The sequence below is a fragment of the Pseudomonas baltica genome (genome assembly GCF_031880315.1).
Lineage (GTDB): Bacteria > Pseudomonadota > Gammaproteobacteria > Pseudomonadales > Pseudomonadaceae > Aquipseudomonas.
Map to the genome: position 1 here is coordinate 2,215,159 of NZ_CP134771.1, position 16,064 is coordinate 2,231,222.

Annotated in this window: 13 protein-coding genes and 2 pseudogenes; 8 read left to right on the plus strand and 7 right to left on the minus strand. The window is 62.3% G+C overall.

Annotation, left to right across the window (positions count from 1 at the left end; genetic code table 11):
- Window positions 1-120 precede the first annotated feature (120 nt).
- Entirely contained in the window at window positions 121-1,104 is a 984-nt protein-coding gene (locus REH34_RS09680) for an NAD(P)-dependent oxidoreductase (protein ID WP_311971500.1), read from the minus strand.
- A 246-nt stretch (window positions 1,105-1,350) separates the two neighbouring features.
- Here REH34_RS09680 and REH34_RS09685 point away from each other — a divergent pair, with 246 nt between their 5' ends.
- The 8 genes and pseudogenes from REH34_RS09685 to REH34_RS30170 form a co-directional block, all read left to right on the plus strand.
- Window positions 1,351-1,950 carry a LysE/ArgO family amino acid transporter gene (locus REH34_RS09685; RefSeq protein WP_311971501.1) on the plus strand — a complete coding sequence of 200 codons (600 nt, stop codon included), beginning with the start codon at window positions 1,351-1,353 and terminating at the stop codon, window positions 1,948-1,950.
- A 200-nt stretch (window positions 1,951-2,150) separates the two neighbouring features.
- Window positions 2,151-2,747, plus strand: coding sequence for a superoxide dismutase (locus tag REH34_RS09690; RefSeq protein ID WP_226506792.1), 597 nt, complete (start codon window positions 2,151-2,153; stop codon window positions 2,745-2,747).
- Between the two features lie 310 nt (window positions 2,748-3,057).
- Entirely contained in the window at window positions 3,058-5,109 is a 2,052-nt protein-coding gene (locus REH34_RS09695; protein ID WP_311971502.1) for an EAL domain-containing protein, read from the plus strand.
- Between the two features lie 186 nt (window positions 5,110-5,295).
- Window positions 5,296-6,642, plus strand: a complete 1,347-nt coding sequence (locus REH34_RS09700; RefSeq protein WP_311971503.1) for an imelysin family protein — start codon at window positions 5,296-5,298, stop codon at window positions 6,640-6,642.
- A gap of 103 nt (window positions 6,643-6,745) precedes the next feature.
- Window positions 6,746-8,198 (plus strand): annotated as a pseudogene (locus REH34_RS09705) (di-heme oxidoredictase family protein).
- 20 nt (window positions 8,199-8,218) lie between these two features.
- Entirely contained in the window at window positions 8,219-9,310 is a 1,092-nt protein-coding gene (locus tag REH34_RS09710; RefSeq protein WP_311971504.1) for an imelysin family protein, read from the plus strand.
- Window position 9,311: 1 nt separating this feature from the next.
- Complete coding sequence (locus REH34_RS09715; RefSeq protein ID WP_311971505.1) at window positions 9,312-10,412, plus strand: DUF1513 domain-containing protein; 1,101 nt, start codon at window positions 9,312-9,314, stop codon at window positions 10,410-10,412.
- Window positions 10,413-10,513: 101 nt separating this feature from the next.
- Window positions 10,514-10,684: pseudogene (locus REH34_RS30170) on the plus strand (efflux transporter periplasmic adaptor subunit); the annotation flags it as partial.
- A 357-nt stretch (window positions 10,685-11,041) separates the two neighbouring features.
- On the opposite strand, the gene REH34_RS09725 reads toward REH34_RS30170, so the two are convergent.
- The 6 genes from REH34_RS09725 to pstA all read right to left on the minus strand — a co-directional run bounded on the left by REH34_RS09725 (window position 11,042) and on the right by pstA (window position 16,050).
- Window positions 11,042-11,266, minus strand: coding sequence for a hypothetical protein (locus REH34_RS09725; protein ID WP_226506785.1), 225 nt, complete (start codon window positions 11,264-11,266; stop codon window positions 11,042-11,044).
- 198 nt (window positions 11,267-11,464) lie between these two features.
- On the minus strand, window positions 11,465-12,730 hold the full coding sequence (locus REH34_RS09730; RefSeq protein ID WP_311971507.1) for a HAMP domain-containing sensor histidine kinase: 1,266 nt from the start codon (window positions 12,728-12,730) through the stop codon (window positions 11,465-11,467).
- Window positions 12,720-13,403: a two-component system response regulator ColR gene (gene colR / locus REH34_RS09735; RefSeq protein WP_226506783.1), complete on the minus strand. Its 684-nt coding sequence runs from the start codon at window positions 13,401-13,403 to the stop codon at window positions 12,720-12,722. The genes REH34_RS09730 and colR overlap by 11 nt, the downstream gene beginning before the upstream one ends.
- Window positions 13,404-13,601: 198 nt before the next feature.
- Window positions 13,602-14,312, minus strand: coding sequence for an OmpA family protein (locus REH34_RS09740; RefSeq protein WP_226506782.1), 711 nt, complete (start codon window positions 14,310-14,312; stop codon window positions 13,602-13,604).
- Window positions 14,313-14,455: 143 nt separating this feature from the next.
- Window positions 14,456-15,232 carry a phosphate ABC transporter ATP-binding protein PstB gene (gene pstB / locus REH34_RS09745; protein WP_226506781.1) on the minus strand — a complete coding sequence of 259 codons (777 nt, stop codon included), beginning with the start codon at window positions 15,230-15,232 and terminating at the stop codon, window positions 14,456-14,458.
- Window positions 15,232-16,050, minus strand: a complete 819-nt coding sequence (gene pstA / locus REH34_RS09750; protein WP_226506888.1) for a phosphate ABC transporter permease PstA — start codon at window positions 16,048-16,050, stop codon at window positions 15,232-15,234. Before pstA ends, pstB begins: the two co-directional genes overlap by 1 nt.
- Window positions 16,051-16,064 lie beyond the last annotated feature (14 nt).

The following is a 16,064-nucleotide window of genomic DNA, read 5'->3' on the forward strand; positions in this document are numbered from 1 at the left end:
GGGCTGCGCGTGCGACGCCGATCGCAGTACGTCAGCCGTATAGAGGGTGCTGACGCTACTTCGGTAGCAAGCCCCCTCGCTACAGGGGCGCCAGTATAAACCGCTCGGGTTACCCGATGTTCACTGCGCCTGCCACCAGGCGCAGAACTCATCCAGAGCCGCCCACAGCGTGGTCTGCGGCTGATAATCCAGATAATGCCGTGCCCGTGCAATATCGAGGGTGAAATCCGCATTAAGGCTGTGCGCGCCATGCCTCGACCACTGCGGCCGGGGGCGACCCGGCCAAAGCAGACAAGCACCCTCGTTGACGGCGCCCTTGAGCCAGGTCGAGCGATACCCCCGATAACGGGTCACCTGACTCATCTGCAACTGGCGCAAGGCATAATTGACCACGTCCCACAGCGGTATCGGCGTGTCGTTGCTGATGTTGTAGGCCTTGCCCAGTGCAGCAGGGTCTGCCAGCACACTGCTCAGCAACGCTTCGGTCAGGTTGTGCACACTGGTGAAATCGACCTTGTTCAAGCCATTGCCGACAATCGACAGGCGCCGCCTGGCTTGCAGATCGATCAAAGGCGGCAACCAGCTGACGTCTCCCGCCCCAATGACGGTGGCCGGGCGCAGGGCGATCACTTCGAGGCCGAACTCCGCCGCACCGAACACCTTCTGCTCGGCCAGGTGGCGGCTGCGCGTAGCCGCATCGGCAAAGCGTCGCGCCAGCGGCTCTTCTTTGATCGCCAGCTGCGAGCGGCCATTGCGATAGATCGATGCGCACGACAGGTACACCAGCCGCCGCACATGTTCCTTGAGGCAGCCCTCGACGATGTTCTCGGTGGCCTGCACCGTGTTCTGCTGGAAATCCTGCGCGCGCCCCCAATGCCCCGTGGCGCCTGCGCAATGCACCACCGCGTCGACACCGATGCACAGGCGCTGGGCCAGATGCGGATCGCTCAGATCACCTTCGACGAACTGTGCACCGCGACGCAGCAGATGGGCGACGCCCTCGGCGCGACGGCCATTGACGCGCACCTCGAAGCCCTGCTCCAGGGCGTGACGGGCAAAACGTCCGCCGATAAACCCGCTCGCGCCGGTGACCAGAATTTTCATGAAGCGCTCCGCCTGTGTTTCGGTTGCAGTATTTCAACGAGCTGGCGCTTGCATCTGCAAGCGCCTGGCCCAGTGCGGCGCTCGCGCTGGGTCGACAGCGCCGCGGGCCGGGAATGATGCTTGATGACAACGAAGATGCCCAGCGCTCTCGCCGTTATCATATTTTCTAATGAGATATCAGCAACATTGATTTTTCTTATTCCGCTCATCTGCGCAGACTGCCCCCATTCAAAGGAGCCTGCCAACATGCTGCAAAGTTATCTCAATGGCCTGCTGGTGGCCGCCGGGCTGATCATGGCCATCGGCACACAAAACGCCTTCGTGCTCGCGCAGAGCCTGCGCCGCGAACATCACCTGCCGGTAGCGGCGCTATGCGTGGTCTGCGACGCGCTGCTGGTCACCGCCGGCGTATTCGGCCTGGCGACGGTGCTGGCGCACAGCCCGCTACTGCTGTCGATCGCACGCTGGGGCGGCGCCGCGTTTCTGCTCTGGTACGCCAGCAAGGCACTGCGCCGCGCGCTCAGCCGGCAGAGCTTGCAAGAAGGGCAAAACACTGGCGTGCGCTCGCTCAAGGCGGTATTGCTGAGCGCGCTGGCCGTGACCCTGCTCAACCCCCACGTGTACCTCGATACGGTGCTGCTGATCGGCTCGCTCGGCGCCCAACAGGCGGCGCCCAGCGCCTATGTGGCCGGCGCCGCCAGCGCGTCGCTGCTGTGGTTTTTCACCTTGGCCCTCGGCGCAGCCTGGTTGGCGCCGTGGCTGGCACGACCGGCGACCTGGCGCCTGATCGATCTGCTGGTGGCCATCATGATGTTCGTCGTGGCAGGGCAATTGATCGCCGGCTGAACGCGTCGACGTGCCTTGGCCCGTTTCGGCGACGAGGTGTCTGCAGCGGCTATTCCACACAGTTGTTGCGTGGTTCTACCGGACAGCCGGTGCTATGATCCTTGGCTTGCGCCGCAAAGAGTACAAACTCGCCGGCGTACTCAGGCCGCCCGTGATCGGCCTAGCGTATCTCGCAAACTGACCTGATTAGGAGAACCACCATGGCTTTCGAATTACCTGCGCTGCCGTACGCTCATGATGCCCTGCAGCCGCACATCTCCAAGGAAACGCTGGAATTCCACCACGACAAGCACCACAACACCTACGTCGTGAACCTCAATGGCCTGGTCCCAGGCACTGAGTTCGAAGGCAAGACCCTTGAAGAAATCGTCGTCTCTTCCTCGGGCGGTATCTTCAACAACGCCGCTCAGGTCTGGAACCACACCTTCTACTGGAACTGCCTGGCTCCAAACGCTGGCGGCGCTCCAACTGGCGCCCTGGCCGAAGCCATCAATGCCGCGTTCGGTTCGTTCGAAAAGTTCAAGGAAGAGTTCACCAAGACTTCCGTCGGCACCTTCGGCTCCGGCTGGGGCTGGCTGGTCAAAAAAGCTGACGGTAACCTGGCCCTGGCCAGCACCATCGGCGCCGGCAACCCGCTGACCAGCGGCGACACCCCGCTGCTGACCTGCGACGTCTGGGAACACGCCTACTACATCGACTACCGCAACGTCCGTCCGAAGTATGTCGAGGCGTTCTGGAACCTGGTCAACTGGAAGTTTGTCGCCGAGCAGTTCGAAGGCAAGACTTTCAAGGCGTAAGCCGTCGCTGCATCACGATGCAGCCCCTGAAAAAACCCGGCATGTCCGGGTTTTTTCATGCCTGGAGCCGCATAAATTAACGCTTGCCCCAAGTTCATAGCACGCTAAGATCAACCCGTGGCAATATTGCCCCCGGGCTCCTCAAGTTTCTGCCCTCGGCGACCGACACATAGACACAGCCAATGCTGCGCCTTGTAGTACATCAGAGCAAAACCCCTAGGTTTCATTGACCGATCCCTTGACGTAGTGCAGGGGATTGCGAAAGATGATGGCTAAATGATGTTAAGCGCACCCACCAAGGAATACCCCATTGAAGCTGGAGCTTAAACACAGCTTGTCGGTCAAGCTGCTCAGGGTCGTGCTGCTCTCGGCATTGATCGTGGGCGTAGTGCTCAGTTGTGCGCAGATCGTCTTCGATATTCACAAGACGCGTCAGGCCGTGGCCAACGATGCCAATCGTGTCCTCGACATGTTCCGCGATCCCTCCACCCAGGCCGTGTATAGCCTGGACCGCGAGATGGGCATGCAGGTCATCGAAGGCCTGTTCCAGAACGATGCCGTGCGCATGGCCTCCATCGGCCACCCGAACGAAACCATGCTGGCGGAAAAATCCCGGCCGCTGCAGCAATTCCCGCTGCGCTGGATGACCGACCTGATCCTCGGTCAGGAACGCACCTTCACCACCCAATTGGTGGGCAAGGGCCAGTACAGCGAGTATTACGGTGATCTCAGCATCACCCTCGACACTGCCACCTATGGCGAGGATTTCATCGCCAGCTCGGTGATCATTTTCATTTCCGGCGTCCTGCGGGCACTCGCCCTGGCGCTGGTGCTGTACCTGATCTACCACTGGTTGCTGACCAAGCCGCTGTCCAAGATCATCGAGCACCTGACCCAGATCAACCCCGACCGCCCCAGCCAGCACCAGATTCCGCTGCTCAAGGGCCACGAGAAAAACGAACTGGGCGTGTGGGTCAATACCGCCAATCAACTGCTGGCCTCTATCGATCGCAACACCCACCTGCGCCATGAGGCCGAGAACAGCCTGCTGCGCATGGCCCAGTACGACTTTCTCACCGGCCTGCCGAACCGCCAGCAGTTCCAGGAGCAACTGGACAAGATCCTCGTCGACGCTGGCCGCCTGCAACGGCGGGTGGCGGTGCTGTGCGTCGGCCTCGATGATTTCAAGGGCATCAACGAACAGTTCAGCTACCAGACCGGCGACCAGTTGCTGCTGGCATTGGCCGACCGTCTGCGCGGCTACAGCGGCCGTCTCGGGGCGCTGGCGCGGCTGGGCGGCGATCAGTTCGCACTGGTCCAGGCCGACATCGAACAACCCTACGAGGCCGCCGAGCTGGCCCAGAATGTACTCGACGGCCTTGAGGCGCCCTTTGGTCTGGACCTCGAAGACATCCGCCTGCGCGCCACCATCGGCATCACCTTGTTCCCGGAAGACGGCGACAGCACCGAAAAACTGCTGCAAAAAGCCGAACAGACCATGACCCTGGCCAAAAGCCGTTCGCGCAATCGTTATCAGTTCTACATCGCCAGCGTCGACAGCGAAATGCGCCGGCGCCGCGAGCTCGAGAAGGACCTGCGCGAGGCCCTGGCGAAAAACCAGCTGCACCTGGTCTACCAACCGCAGATCAGCTATCGCGATCACAGTGTGGTCGGCGTGGAAGCCTTGCTGCGCTGGACCCACCCGGAACACGGCATGGTCCCGCCCGACCAGTTCATCCCACTGGCCGAACAGAACGGCACCATTATCGCCCTGGGCGAATGGGTGCTCGACCAGTCCTGCAAGCAATTGCGCGAGTGGCACGACCTGGGCTTCAGCAACCTGCGCATGGCGGTCAACCTGTCCACCGTGCAGCTGCACCACAACGAGCTGCCGCGGGTGGTCAACAACTTCCTGCAAATGTACCGTCTGCCGCCGCGCAGCCTGGAGCTGGAAGTCACCGAGACTGGGCTGATGGAAGACATCAGCACCGCCGCCCAGCATCTACTCAGCCTGCGTCGCTCCGGCGCGTTGATCGCCATCGATGACTTCGGTACGGGATACTCGTCCCTGAGTTATCTGAAATCGTTGCCGCTGGACAAGATCAAGATCGACAAGAGCTTCGTGCAGGATCTGGTTCAGGACGACGATGACACCACCATCGTGCGGGCCATCATCCAACTGGGCAAAAGCCTGGGCATGCAGGTGATCGCCGAGGGCGTGGAGACCAGCGCCCAGGAAGCCTATGTGATTTCCGAAGGGTGCCATGAAGGTCAGGGCTATCTGTACAGCAAACCGCTGCCCGCTCGCGAATTACTGGCCTTTCTGAAACAGGCTGACAGACTGAAATCCTTAACGATGTAACCCTCTGAAATTTAAGGATTTTTTAGATAAAGACTTGCAACATTCAGTTACATGCCTGGTAACATAAAGTTACATGAAATATTTTTAATATTCGTCCTTTACAGCAAATGCAAATCCTTCGCATCATGGCGCCGTTTCGCGTGCTGCAGCGCGCGGTCGAGCCCATTTTTGACGCAGGATTTCGCCATGATTCGTATGCCCCTGGCCAGCGCCAGTCTGCTGGCCATTGCCATCTCCCTCGCCGGCTGCGGTGACAGCAGCGACAAGGAAAAAGCGGCCGACAAGGTGCCGACACCCGCTGCAAGCACCGCCACTGCGACCACCGCCACAGCGTCCGTCAACGTCGACGAAAGCGCCGCCAGAGTCGTGGTCGACCACTACGCCGAGCTGGCCTATGCCGCGTTCAGCGATTCCTTGAGTACCGCCCAAACCCTGCAAAGCGCTGTCGACGCCTTCCTCGCCAAGCCCGGCGACGCGACCCTCAAGGCCGCACGCGACGCCTGGGTAGCCTCCCGCGTGCCGTATCTGCAGACCGAAGCCTTCCGCTTCGGCAACACCCTCATCGATGACTGGGAAGGCCAGGTCAACGCCTGGCCCCTGGACGAGGGCCTGATCGACTACACCGACAAGAGCTACGAGCACGCCCTCGGCAACCCCGCAGCCACGGCCAATATCATCGCCAACACCGAAATCCAGGTGGGCGAAGACAAAGTCGACGTCAAGGACATCACCCCTGAAAAACTCGCCAGCCTCAACGAGCTGGGTGGCTCCGAAGCCAACGTCACCACCGGCTACCATGCCATCGAATTCCTCCTCTGGGGCCAGGACCTCAACGGTACCGGCCCGGGGGCCGGCAATCGCCCGGCGTCCGATTACCTCGAAGGCGCTGGCGCCACCGGCGGTCACAACGAGCGTCGCCGTGCCTACCTGAAGGCTGTGACCGATTTGCTGGTCAGCGACCTCAAGGAAATGGTCGGCCAATGGCAGCCCAATGTGGCCGACAACTACCGCGCCACCCTGGCCAAGGAACCCGTCGACGCGGGCTTGCGCAAGATGCTGTTCGGCATCGGCAGCCTGTCCTTGGGTGAGCTGGCCGGCGAACGCCTGAAGGTGGCGCTGGAAGCCAACTCGCCGGAAGACGAGCACGATTGCTTCAGCGATAACACCCACAACTCGGCGTTTTATAACGCCAAGGGCATCCGCAATATCTACCTGGGCGAATACACCCGCGTCGATGGCAGCAAACTGACAGGCGCCAGTCTGTCGTCGCTGGTGGCCAAGGCCGACAAGACCACCGACCTCACCTTGCAGGCCGATCTCGCCGACACCGAAGCGCGTATGCAAGTGATCGTCGATCACGCCAACAAGGGCGAGCATTTCGACCAGTTGATTGCGCCGGGCAACAGTGCCGGCAATCAGGTGGTCCGCGATGCCATCGCTGCGCTGGTGAAGCAGACCGGTGCCATCGAACAGGCAGCCGGCAAACTGGGCATCACGGATCTGAACCCGGATACCGCTGATCACGAGTTTTGATCCTGCAAGGAGAATACCTGTGGGAGCGGCGCTGCCCGTGAAGCCTTTGCCAGCTTCGCGAGCAGAACTCGCTCCCACAGGTTATCCGGCAACAGGCTCGCCGATGTACGCCTCATGGTTTCGCCTATTCGCCCTGGCCCTCAGCGCATGCCTGAGCGCCTGCGATGCGCCACCGCGCTTCACCGAGCCCGAGCCCGGTGAGGCGCGTTCGGCCGGGGAGGCGACGGTCAAGCGCCAGGATCGGCTGGCCTACTCCCAGCCGTCAGCCAATCTGTCTCGCGAACAACGCCTGGATTTCAGCGTGGGCAACAGTTTCTTTCGCAACCCTTGGGTCATCGCGCCATCGAGCACCACAGCACGGGATGGCCTGGGGCCGCTGTTCAACACCAATGCTTGCCAGAACTGCCATATCCGCGACGGTCGCGGCCATCCACCAGGGCCCGAGGCGCTCAATGCGGTATCGATGCTGGTGCGCCTTTCGATCGCCCCGGCGACCGGCCAGCAAGCGCTGCTGGAACGCACCGGCGTGATCCCCGAACCCACCTATGGCACGCAATTGCAGGACATGGCCATCCCCGGGGTGCCTGCGGAGGGCAAGGTGCGGGTCGAGTACAGCGCGGTCGAGGTGTGGTTCGACGACGGTTTTCGAGTGGCGTTGCGCAAACCGCAGGTGCAGATCAGCCAACTTGGCTATGGCCCCCTGCATCCCGACACACAGATGTCCGCACGCATCGCACCGCCGATGATCGGCCTGGGCCTGCTCGAAGCCATCCCTGAAGAGGCGATCCTGGCCAACGCCAGCACCCAGGCCAAGCAGGGTAACGGCGTGCAAGGCAAAGCAGGGTAACGGCGTGCAAGGCAAAGCCAATCGCGTGTGGGACGACACCCTGGGCAGCACCGTACTCGGACGCTTCGGCTGGAAGGCCGGGCAACCGAGCCTCCTGCAGCAGAACGCCCACGCCTTTGCAGGCGACATGGGCTTGACCAGCCGCCTCAAACCGGCCGATGACTGTACGGCCGCGCAAACCGCCTGCATTGCTGCGGCCAATGGCAACGCGCCGGACGGCGGTCTGGAAGTGAGCGACAACATCCTGCGCCTGGTGCAGTTCCATACCCGCCATCTGGGCGTACCGGCGCGCCGTGATGTCGCCGCGCCGCAGGTGCTCGCCGGCAAGAATCTGTTCTATGAGGCCGGTTGCCAGGCCTGCCACGTGCCGCAGTACACCACCGCCAGCGACGCCGACGATCCTGCCCTGGCGAACCAGATCATTCGGCCTTACACCGACCTGCTGCTGCACGACATGGGCCCCGGCCTGGCCGACGGCCGTGCCGAGTTCCTGGCCGGCCCCAGCGACTGGCGCACGCCGCCGCTATGGGGCATAGGCCTGAGCGAAACAGTCAGTGGCCACAGCCAGTTCCTCCACGACGGCCGTGCCCGCAACCTGCTCGAAGCAGTGCTTTGGCACGGCGGCGAGGCCGAGCCCGCCAAGCGCCACGTCCTGACCTTCAATGCCGAGCAGCGCGATGCCCTGCTGGCGTTCCTCAATTCACTGTGATCCGCACGAGCGCCCATTCCATGCCTCCACACAAATTGTTACTGCGCCCCAAGCTCTTGTTCACCACCCTCGCCGCGCTGGCGCTGGGCGCCTGTTCGCCGCCACAGGCCAAGGACCCACAGGCCGACACCAGTGCCGCCATCGCCAATCAGGTGATCCTGCCCACCTACTCCCGCTGGGTCGAGGCCGATCGGCAACTGGCGATCAGCGCCCTCGCCTTCTGCGCCGGCACCGCCGACCTGACCACAGCTCGCGCTGACTTTCTCCACGCACAGAAGGCCTGGGCCGCCTTGCAGCCGCTGTTGATCGGCCCCCTGGCCGAGGGCAACCGCGCCTGGTCGGTGCAGTTCTGGCCAGACAAGAAGAACCTGGTGGGGCGCCAGGTCGAGGCGCTGATCAGCGCCGGGCAGCCCATCGACGCCCAGTCCCTGACCACCGCCAGCGTGGTGGTCCAGGGCCTGTCGGCTTACGAATACATCCTTTTCGACAGCAAACCGGAACTGGCCGATGCGACGCGCAAGGCCAGCTACTGCCCACTGTTGGTAGCCATTGGCGAACGGCAGAAACACCTCGCCGAGGCCATTCTCGCGGGCTGGACCGGCACCGACGGCGTACTCGCGCAGATGTCGAAATTCCCCAACCAGCGTTACGCCGATTCCCACGAGGCCATCGCCGAAGTCTTGCGCGTACAAGTGACTGCACTCGACACCCTCAAGAAAAAACTCGGCACGCCCATGGGCCGCCAGAGCAAAGGCGTGCCGCAGCCGTATCAGGCCGAGGCATGGCGCAGCCAATCATCGCTGAAAAGCCTGCAGGCTTCGCTGCTGGCGGCCCAGAGCGTGTGGCTGGGGGTCGATGGCAAGGGCTTGCGCGGCCTGCTGCCAGCGGATCAAAAAGCGCTGGCGGAAAAAATCGATAGCGCCTACGCCGCCGCCCTGCACGCGCTGGATGCCAACAGCCGCTCGCTCACCGCGCTGCTGGAGGACCCCGCCGGCAAGCCAGTGCTCGACGATATCTACGCGCGCCTCGATGGCGTCCATCGCTTGCACCAGAACGAACTGGCCAAGGCCTTGAACATTCAACTGGGCTTCAATGCCAACGACGGTGACTGATATGGCCATCCCTCAGCGTCTCACTTTGGGCAGCGCGTTGCTGAGCGCGGTGACCCTCGGCGGCTGGAAACTGTTCAAGGGCCGCCAGGCGTCGCCATTGCTGTTGTCGGCACGGGACGACAGCGACGGCCGCCACTACGCCGTCGGCTATCGGCTGGACGGCCGGCAGGTATTCGCTACCGAGGTCGGCCAGCGGTGCCACGACATCATCCATCACCCCAGCCAGCCCATCGCACTGTTCGTCGCCCGTCGCCCAGGCACCGAAAGCTATCTGCTGGACCTGCGCGACGGGCGCCTGCTGCAGACGCTGCACACACCCGCCGATCGGCACTTCTATGGCCATGCCGTGATCCACAAAGGCGGCGAATGGCTGTACACCACCGAGAACGACACCACCGACCCCGGGCGCGGCCTGTTGGGCGTCTACCGTTTCGACGGGCCCCACCTGCAACGCACGGGCGAAATCGCCACCCATGGTATTGGCCCTCATCAAGTGGCGTGGCTGCCGGATGGCGAAACCTTGGTCGTGGCCAATGGCGGCATTCGCACCGAGGCCGAAAGCCGGGTGGACATGAACCTGCACGCCATGCAGCCCAGCCTGGTATTGATGCGCCGCGACGGTACCCTCATCAGCCACGAAGCCCTGCCTCAGGTCATGAACAGCGTGCGCCACCTGGCCATCGCCGATGACGGCACGATTCTCACATGCCAGCAATTCATGGGCGATGCCCGAGAAGTCGCACCGCTGCTAGCGATCAAGCGACCGGGCGCCGCCTTCGCCGCCTTTGCCGTGGCCGACGCGCAACTGCAGTCCATGGCTCACTACACCGCCAGCGTCGCCGTGCATGACGGCCAGCGCCTGGTGGCACTGACAGCGCCCAGGGCCAACCGCTTTTTTATCTGGGACCTGGACACCGCAGCCGTGCGCCTGGATGCGCCTCTGCCCGATTGTGCAGGGGTGGCCGCGGTGCATGACGGCTTTGTGGTGACCTCTGGGCAGGGTCGCTGTCGCTATTACGATTGCCGGCCGGATACACCGATCGCAACTGCGCTCACGCTGCCTTCAGGCTGGTGGGACAACCACTTGCACGCCTTGCGCTGACAGACCTTGTTTCATATCCAGCAACACGGGCTACTGGAAACCCTTGCTCATCGCGCATAATGTGCAGTGTTGTTTTTCAAAGTCTTTCCAAGGAAGCGGATATGCTCCGTCGGCGTTTGCTGATCATGTTGGCCGTGGTGTTGTTGCTGGTGCTGGCCCTCGCAGGCTACAAGGGCCTTACCGTCTACCATCAGATCCAGCGGTTCAGTGCCTTCAAGGCCCCCGTCAGCGTGGGTGTCGCCACCGTCGAACAACGCCAGTGGCAGGGCCGCCAGATCGTGGTTCCGCAAAGTGCGATCGCGTATACCCTGTCGGGTGACTCGGTCTACGTGGTGATCGACAAAGCTGACAGCAACGATCAGCCGATGCACATCGTCGAGCGCCGCTCGATCGATACCGGCGAAACACGTGAAGGCTTGGTGGTGGTCAACGATGGTCTGGCGCCAGGCGATCGCGTGGTCACCGTCGGGCAATCCGAGTTGAGCAATGGCACGGTGGTGAGCATCGCCCCTGACAAAGTCCTGGAGTTCGCGCCCCGCCGGGTCGAATGATCAGATCGACAGGTGATTGACCCCACGCAAAAAGGCCCCATCCCGGGGCCTTTTAGTTGTTGCATCGACTACAGCACGTCAGCCTGCCTTCTTGCCTTGCGCCAGACCGAACATCAGGAGCAGCAGACTATGATCCGGCCGCTCGGTGGTCTGGGCTTTTGGTGCCTTGGACATCCCACCGATTCCTTCACCGTCTTCGGCACTCAGCACCTGCGAACGTGGCTCCTGCCACGCCGCCATGGCGACCGAAGTGACCGCTAGCGCTGCTACCAGGAACAAACTTCGAGCGATTTCTAGCTTCATGACTGCAACCCTTTGACAACGCTGCCAAACGCCGTCCGATAAAAGTAGATTAATTCCTATCGCGACGCAGCCCTGAGCGACGAATGGTGCCACACCTGCCACGGGTCCTTGATGATGCCGGCCGACGATAGGCGCGCCGAAGTGATAGCGCAGTGATGCCTATGTGAAAGTTTCGTTGAGCGAGGCAGTACGCAGATGTCAGTGCAGCGGTTCCAAATCAACCTGGAAACGACAGCCCGCGGGCGCAAGTGGGGTCAAGGTGATGCGCCAGCCCTGGTCGGCGCAGATGCGTTGCACCAGCGACAGCCCCAAACCCATACGTTCCATGGGCAGAGCGCTCGTCTGGGAGAGCAGCAGATCGCGCTGCGACTCGGCCACATTGGCGCCGACATCTTCGACCACGAAGCTGTGCGTGCGAACCTGCAGGCGAATCATGCCCTGCTCGGTGTGATGCAAGGCGTTGCGCAACAGGTTGCCCATGACCGCGTGTAGAAAGGTCGAACTGTAGTGGGTGTCGTCAACATCGATCCGCTCGTAGACCAACTGCAGCCCCTTGCGTTCGACGGGTACCCGCCACAGCGCGGCCACATCGTCGGCCACCCGAACCAGGCTGGTCTTGGTGCTGACACCTTCGTTGCTCTGGGCCCGGGCCAGCATCAGGAAGGTCTGCACCAGTTCGCGCATTTCCTCGCTGACATGGCGAATGTGCAACACCTGGCTGCGCGAAGCCTCATCCAGCATCGGGTATTCCAGCAGCAACTCGCACGAGCCGGCCAATACCATCAAGGGTGTGCGCAGTTCGTGACTGACATCGCTGGTGAACAGCCGCTCGCGGGTCAAGGCATGGCGCAGCCGACCCAGGGCGGCATCGAAGGCTACGGCCAGTTGCCCGACCTCATCGCCGGCGTAGTCGGGCCCCAGTGGCGGTGCCAGCCCCAGCAACTGATCACGATGGCGGACCTGGCGCGACAGACGAATGACCGGCGCCATGACCCGCCGCGCCAGCAGCCAGCCCAGCAGCGCCGCCACGCCTAAACTCAGGACGAAGCCCACGAATACCACGGCGAACAGCAGTCGCTCGCGGTCCTCGAAATCACTCTGGTCCTGCAACAGCACGTAGCGGCGCCCGTCCACGAATTTCACCATCGCGTGATAGGACAGCGGGCCGCGGAACACTTCGTGAAAACCGGTGGACAGGTGCTTGAGGTCGTGGGGCAGGCGATACTCGCCCTCGCCGCCACTGAAGTAGAACAGCTGGTTGGGCTCGGGGGTATGGCTCCAATCCTCAAGCGTGTCAGCTGCCAGCAGCCGCTGCAGGTCCCCGCCCAGCTCGGTGGAGATCAACCGCTCTTCCACCAGGTGAACCGTCAACACGATGCCGCCTGCAAAGGCCCCCGCTACCAGTGCGCTCATCAAGCCGAAAGCGATGATGATGCGCTGGGAGAGGCTTTGTTTAAACTCCATCCCGCCCCTCGGTCAGGCGGTAGCCCACGCCGTGTACCGTGTGCAGCAGCGGCTTGTCGAAGGGCTTGTCGATCACTTGACGCAATTGGTGAACATGGCTGCGCAGGCTGTCGCTGTCTGGGCAGTCGTCGCCCCACAAGGCTTCTTCGAGCACTTCACGGCGCAACACGTGGGGGCTTTTCTGCATCAGCACGGCGAGCAGTTTGAGGCCTACCGGGTTGAGTTTGAGCAGGCGGCCATCGCGGGTCACTTCGAGGGTATCGAGGTCGTAGACCAGATCGCCGACCTGCAGGTTGCGTCGTCCGCCACCCTGGGCGCGACGCATGACCGCTTCGATACGCGCCGCCAGCTCCGACAAGGCGAACGGCTTGAGCAGGTAATCGTCGGCCCCGGAGCGGAAGCCCTGGAGGCGGTCATCCAGTTGATCGCGGGCGGTGAGCATGATCACCGGGGTATCGCGGCGGGCATCTTCACGCAGGCGCTTGCACAGGGTGTAACCATCGATACCCGGCAACATGATGTCGAGGACGATAAGGTCGTAATGCTCGGTGGCGGCCAGGTGCAAGCCCGACAGGCCGTCCTGGGCGCAATCCACGGTGTAACCCTTGAGCCCGAGGTAATCGGCCAGGTTGGCGAGGATGTCGCGGTTGTCTTCAACCACAAGGATTTTCATGGAACGTTGCCTCCAGGGACGGTCGCGGTGCCATTTCGGCAGGCGCAGCTCAAGGCCAGCACGGGGCTCGGGGCCAGAGCAGATAGATGGGCTATTGTCGCACTTTTTCGTCGGCCGCACGCACGCTGAAAACCAGCGACGGATAATCCACACGCCCACAAAAAATCCCGCCGGAAGCGGGATTCTGGGATGCGGCGATTACTGCTGAGGCGCCTGCTGGTACTGCTGACCGGGGATCGGCTTGAGGTTGACCTCGACCCGACGGTTCTGCGCCCGGCCATTGGCATCGGCGTTGCTGGCGATCGGCTGATCAGGCCCGGCACCGCGCACCGACAGGCGCGAGGCATCGATGCCCTGGGAGGTCAGGTAGGTGCTGACCGCCTGGGCGCGCTGCAACGACAGGTCCATGTTGTGCTGGCGACTGCCGGTGCTGTCGGTGAAGCCGACGATCTCGATGGTGTTTTCGTTGAACTGCTTGAACGAGGTGGCCAGATTATTGAGCGGCGCATAGAAGCTGCTGGCGATCGCGGAAGAATCAGTACCGAAGGTGATATTGCCGGGCATGATCAGCTTGATCTGGTCACCCTGGCGCTGCACCTCGACGCCGGTATTGGCCATGCTCGCACGCAGGGCCTTCTCTTGCCGGTCGGCGTAATAGCCATAGCCGGCCGCCGAGGCACCGACCACCGCCGCACCGATCAGCGCGCCTTTGCCACGGTTGTTATGGTCGATCGCCGCACCCGCTACAGCCCCTGCCAGCGCCCCAAGGCCACCGTACTTGGCGGTCTTGCTCACGCCCCCGCCCTGCTGAGCCTGGCCCTGATTGTCATAGGGATTGCCCTGCGAAACACAGCCCGACAGCATGGCAACGGCGGTGGCGGCGATCAACAAGCGATGCGAGGTGAACATGGAAAACTCCTGGGCAGTAATTCGAAAGGCAGAAGACAGATGCTGCACAACTCTGCTTGGAGTTTGACCCATTTGTGAAGAAAAATTCCGTGACAAGATTTTTAACCGGATATTGCGAATGGCCTGCCAGGCAGGCCGCGCCATCAACCAAAGCGCCCGGTAATGTAATCCTCGGTCTGAGTCTTGCTGGGTTTGGTGAAGATGGTGTCGGTGTCGCCATGCTCGATCAGCTCGCCCATGAACATGAATGCGGTGTAATCCGAGCAGCGCGCGGCTTGTTGCATGTTGTGAGTGACGATGATCACAGTGAACTGCTCCTTGAGCTCGGTGATCAGTTGCTCGATGCGGCCGGTAGAGATCGGGTCCAGCGCCGAGGTCGGTTCGTCGAGCAGCAGGACCTGCGGGCGCAAGGCGATGGTGCGGGCAATGCACAGGCGTTGTTGCTGACCACCCGACAGGCTCTGGGCGCTTTGCTTGAGCTTGTCCTTGACCTCATCCCACAACGCGCCGCCACGCAGAGCCTGTTCGACGCGCTCGTCCATCTCGCGGCGCGAGAGCTTTTCGTGATGGCGCACGGCGTAGGCAATGTTGTCATAGATCGACATCGGGAACGGCACCGGCTTCTGGAACACCATGCCGACGTTGCTGCGCAGGCGGTTCATCGAGTAGTGCGAGTCGAGGATGTTTTCGCCATTGAGCAGCACCTGGCCGCGCGCCTCTTGCTTGGGGTACATGGCGTAGATGCGGTTGAACACGCGCAACAGGGTCGACTTGCCGCAGCCCGACGGGCCGATGATGGCGGTGACGTGCTTTTCCGGGATGTCCATGTTGATCTTCTTCAACGAACGCTGATCGTTGTAGTAGAACTCCAGATCGCGGACCTGAATCTTGGTTTGCGGAGCCGCAGGAAGAACATTCATCAGTGAGACCTATTGCGCAAAAGGATTAGGCGAGAGAGCAAGCTGAGCATCAACACGAACAGGGTCAGCACCAGCGCACCGGCCCAGGCCAGCGAGTGCCAGTCGTCGTAGGGGCTCATGGCGTACTGGAACACCACCACCGGCACGCTGGCGATCGGCTTGAGCAGATTGCTGCTCCAGAACTGGTTGCCGAACGCGGTGAACAGCAGCGGCGCGGTCTCACCGGTAATACGCGCCAGAGCAAGGATCACCCCCGTCACCACCCCGGCCTTGGCCGCCCGCAGAACGATCTGCAAGGTCAGCTTCCATTGCGGGACACCCAATGCCAGGGCTGCTTCGCGCATGGTGGAAGGTTGCAGTTGGAGCATTTCGTCGGTGGTCCGCACGACCACCGGGATGACCAGCAGCGCCAGAGCCAGCGAGCCGGCGAAGGCCGAGAAACCGATCTGATGATTGCTCAAGGCACTCATCGGCAGAATCACCCCGGTGTACACGAACAGCCCCAGCACGATGGACGGCGCCGACAGCAGGATGTCGTTGATGAAGCGCACGGTATTGCCCAGCTTGCTGTGGCGCGCGAACTCCGCCAGCCAGACACCGGCCGCCAGGCCGATCGGCGTACCGATGAGCAAGGCGATCAGCGACATCAGGGCGCTGCCGTAAAAGGCGTTGGCCAGGCCACCGGCGCTGCCGGGCGGCGGCGTCATTTCGGTGAACAGGGCGAGATTGAGCGCGCTGGCGCCCTTGATAATGGTGGTCAGCAGAATCCACACCAGCCACAACAGGCCGAACAGCGTGGCGGCGCAGCTGAGGACCATCGCAAGGCGGTTCT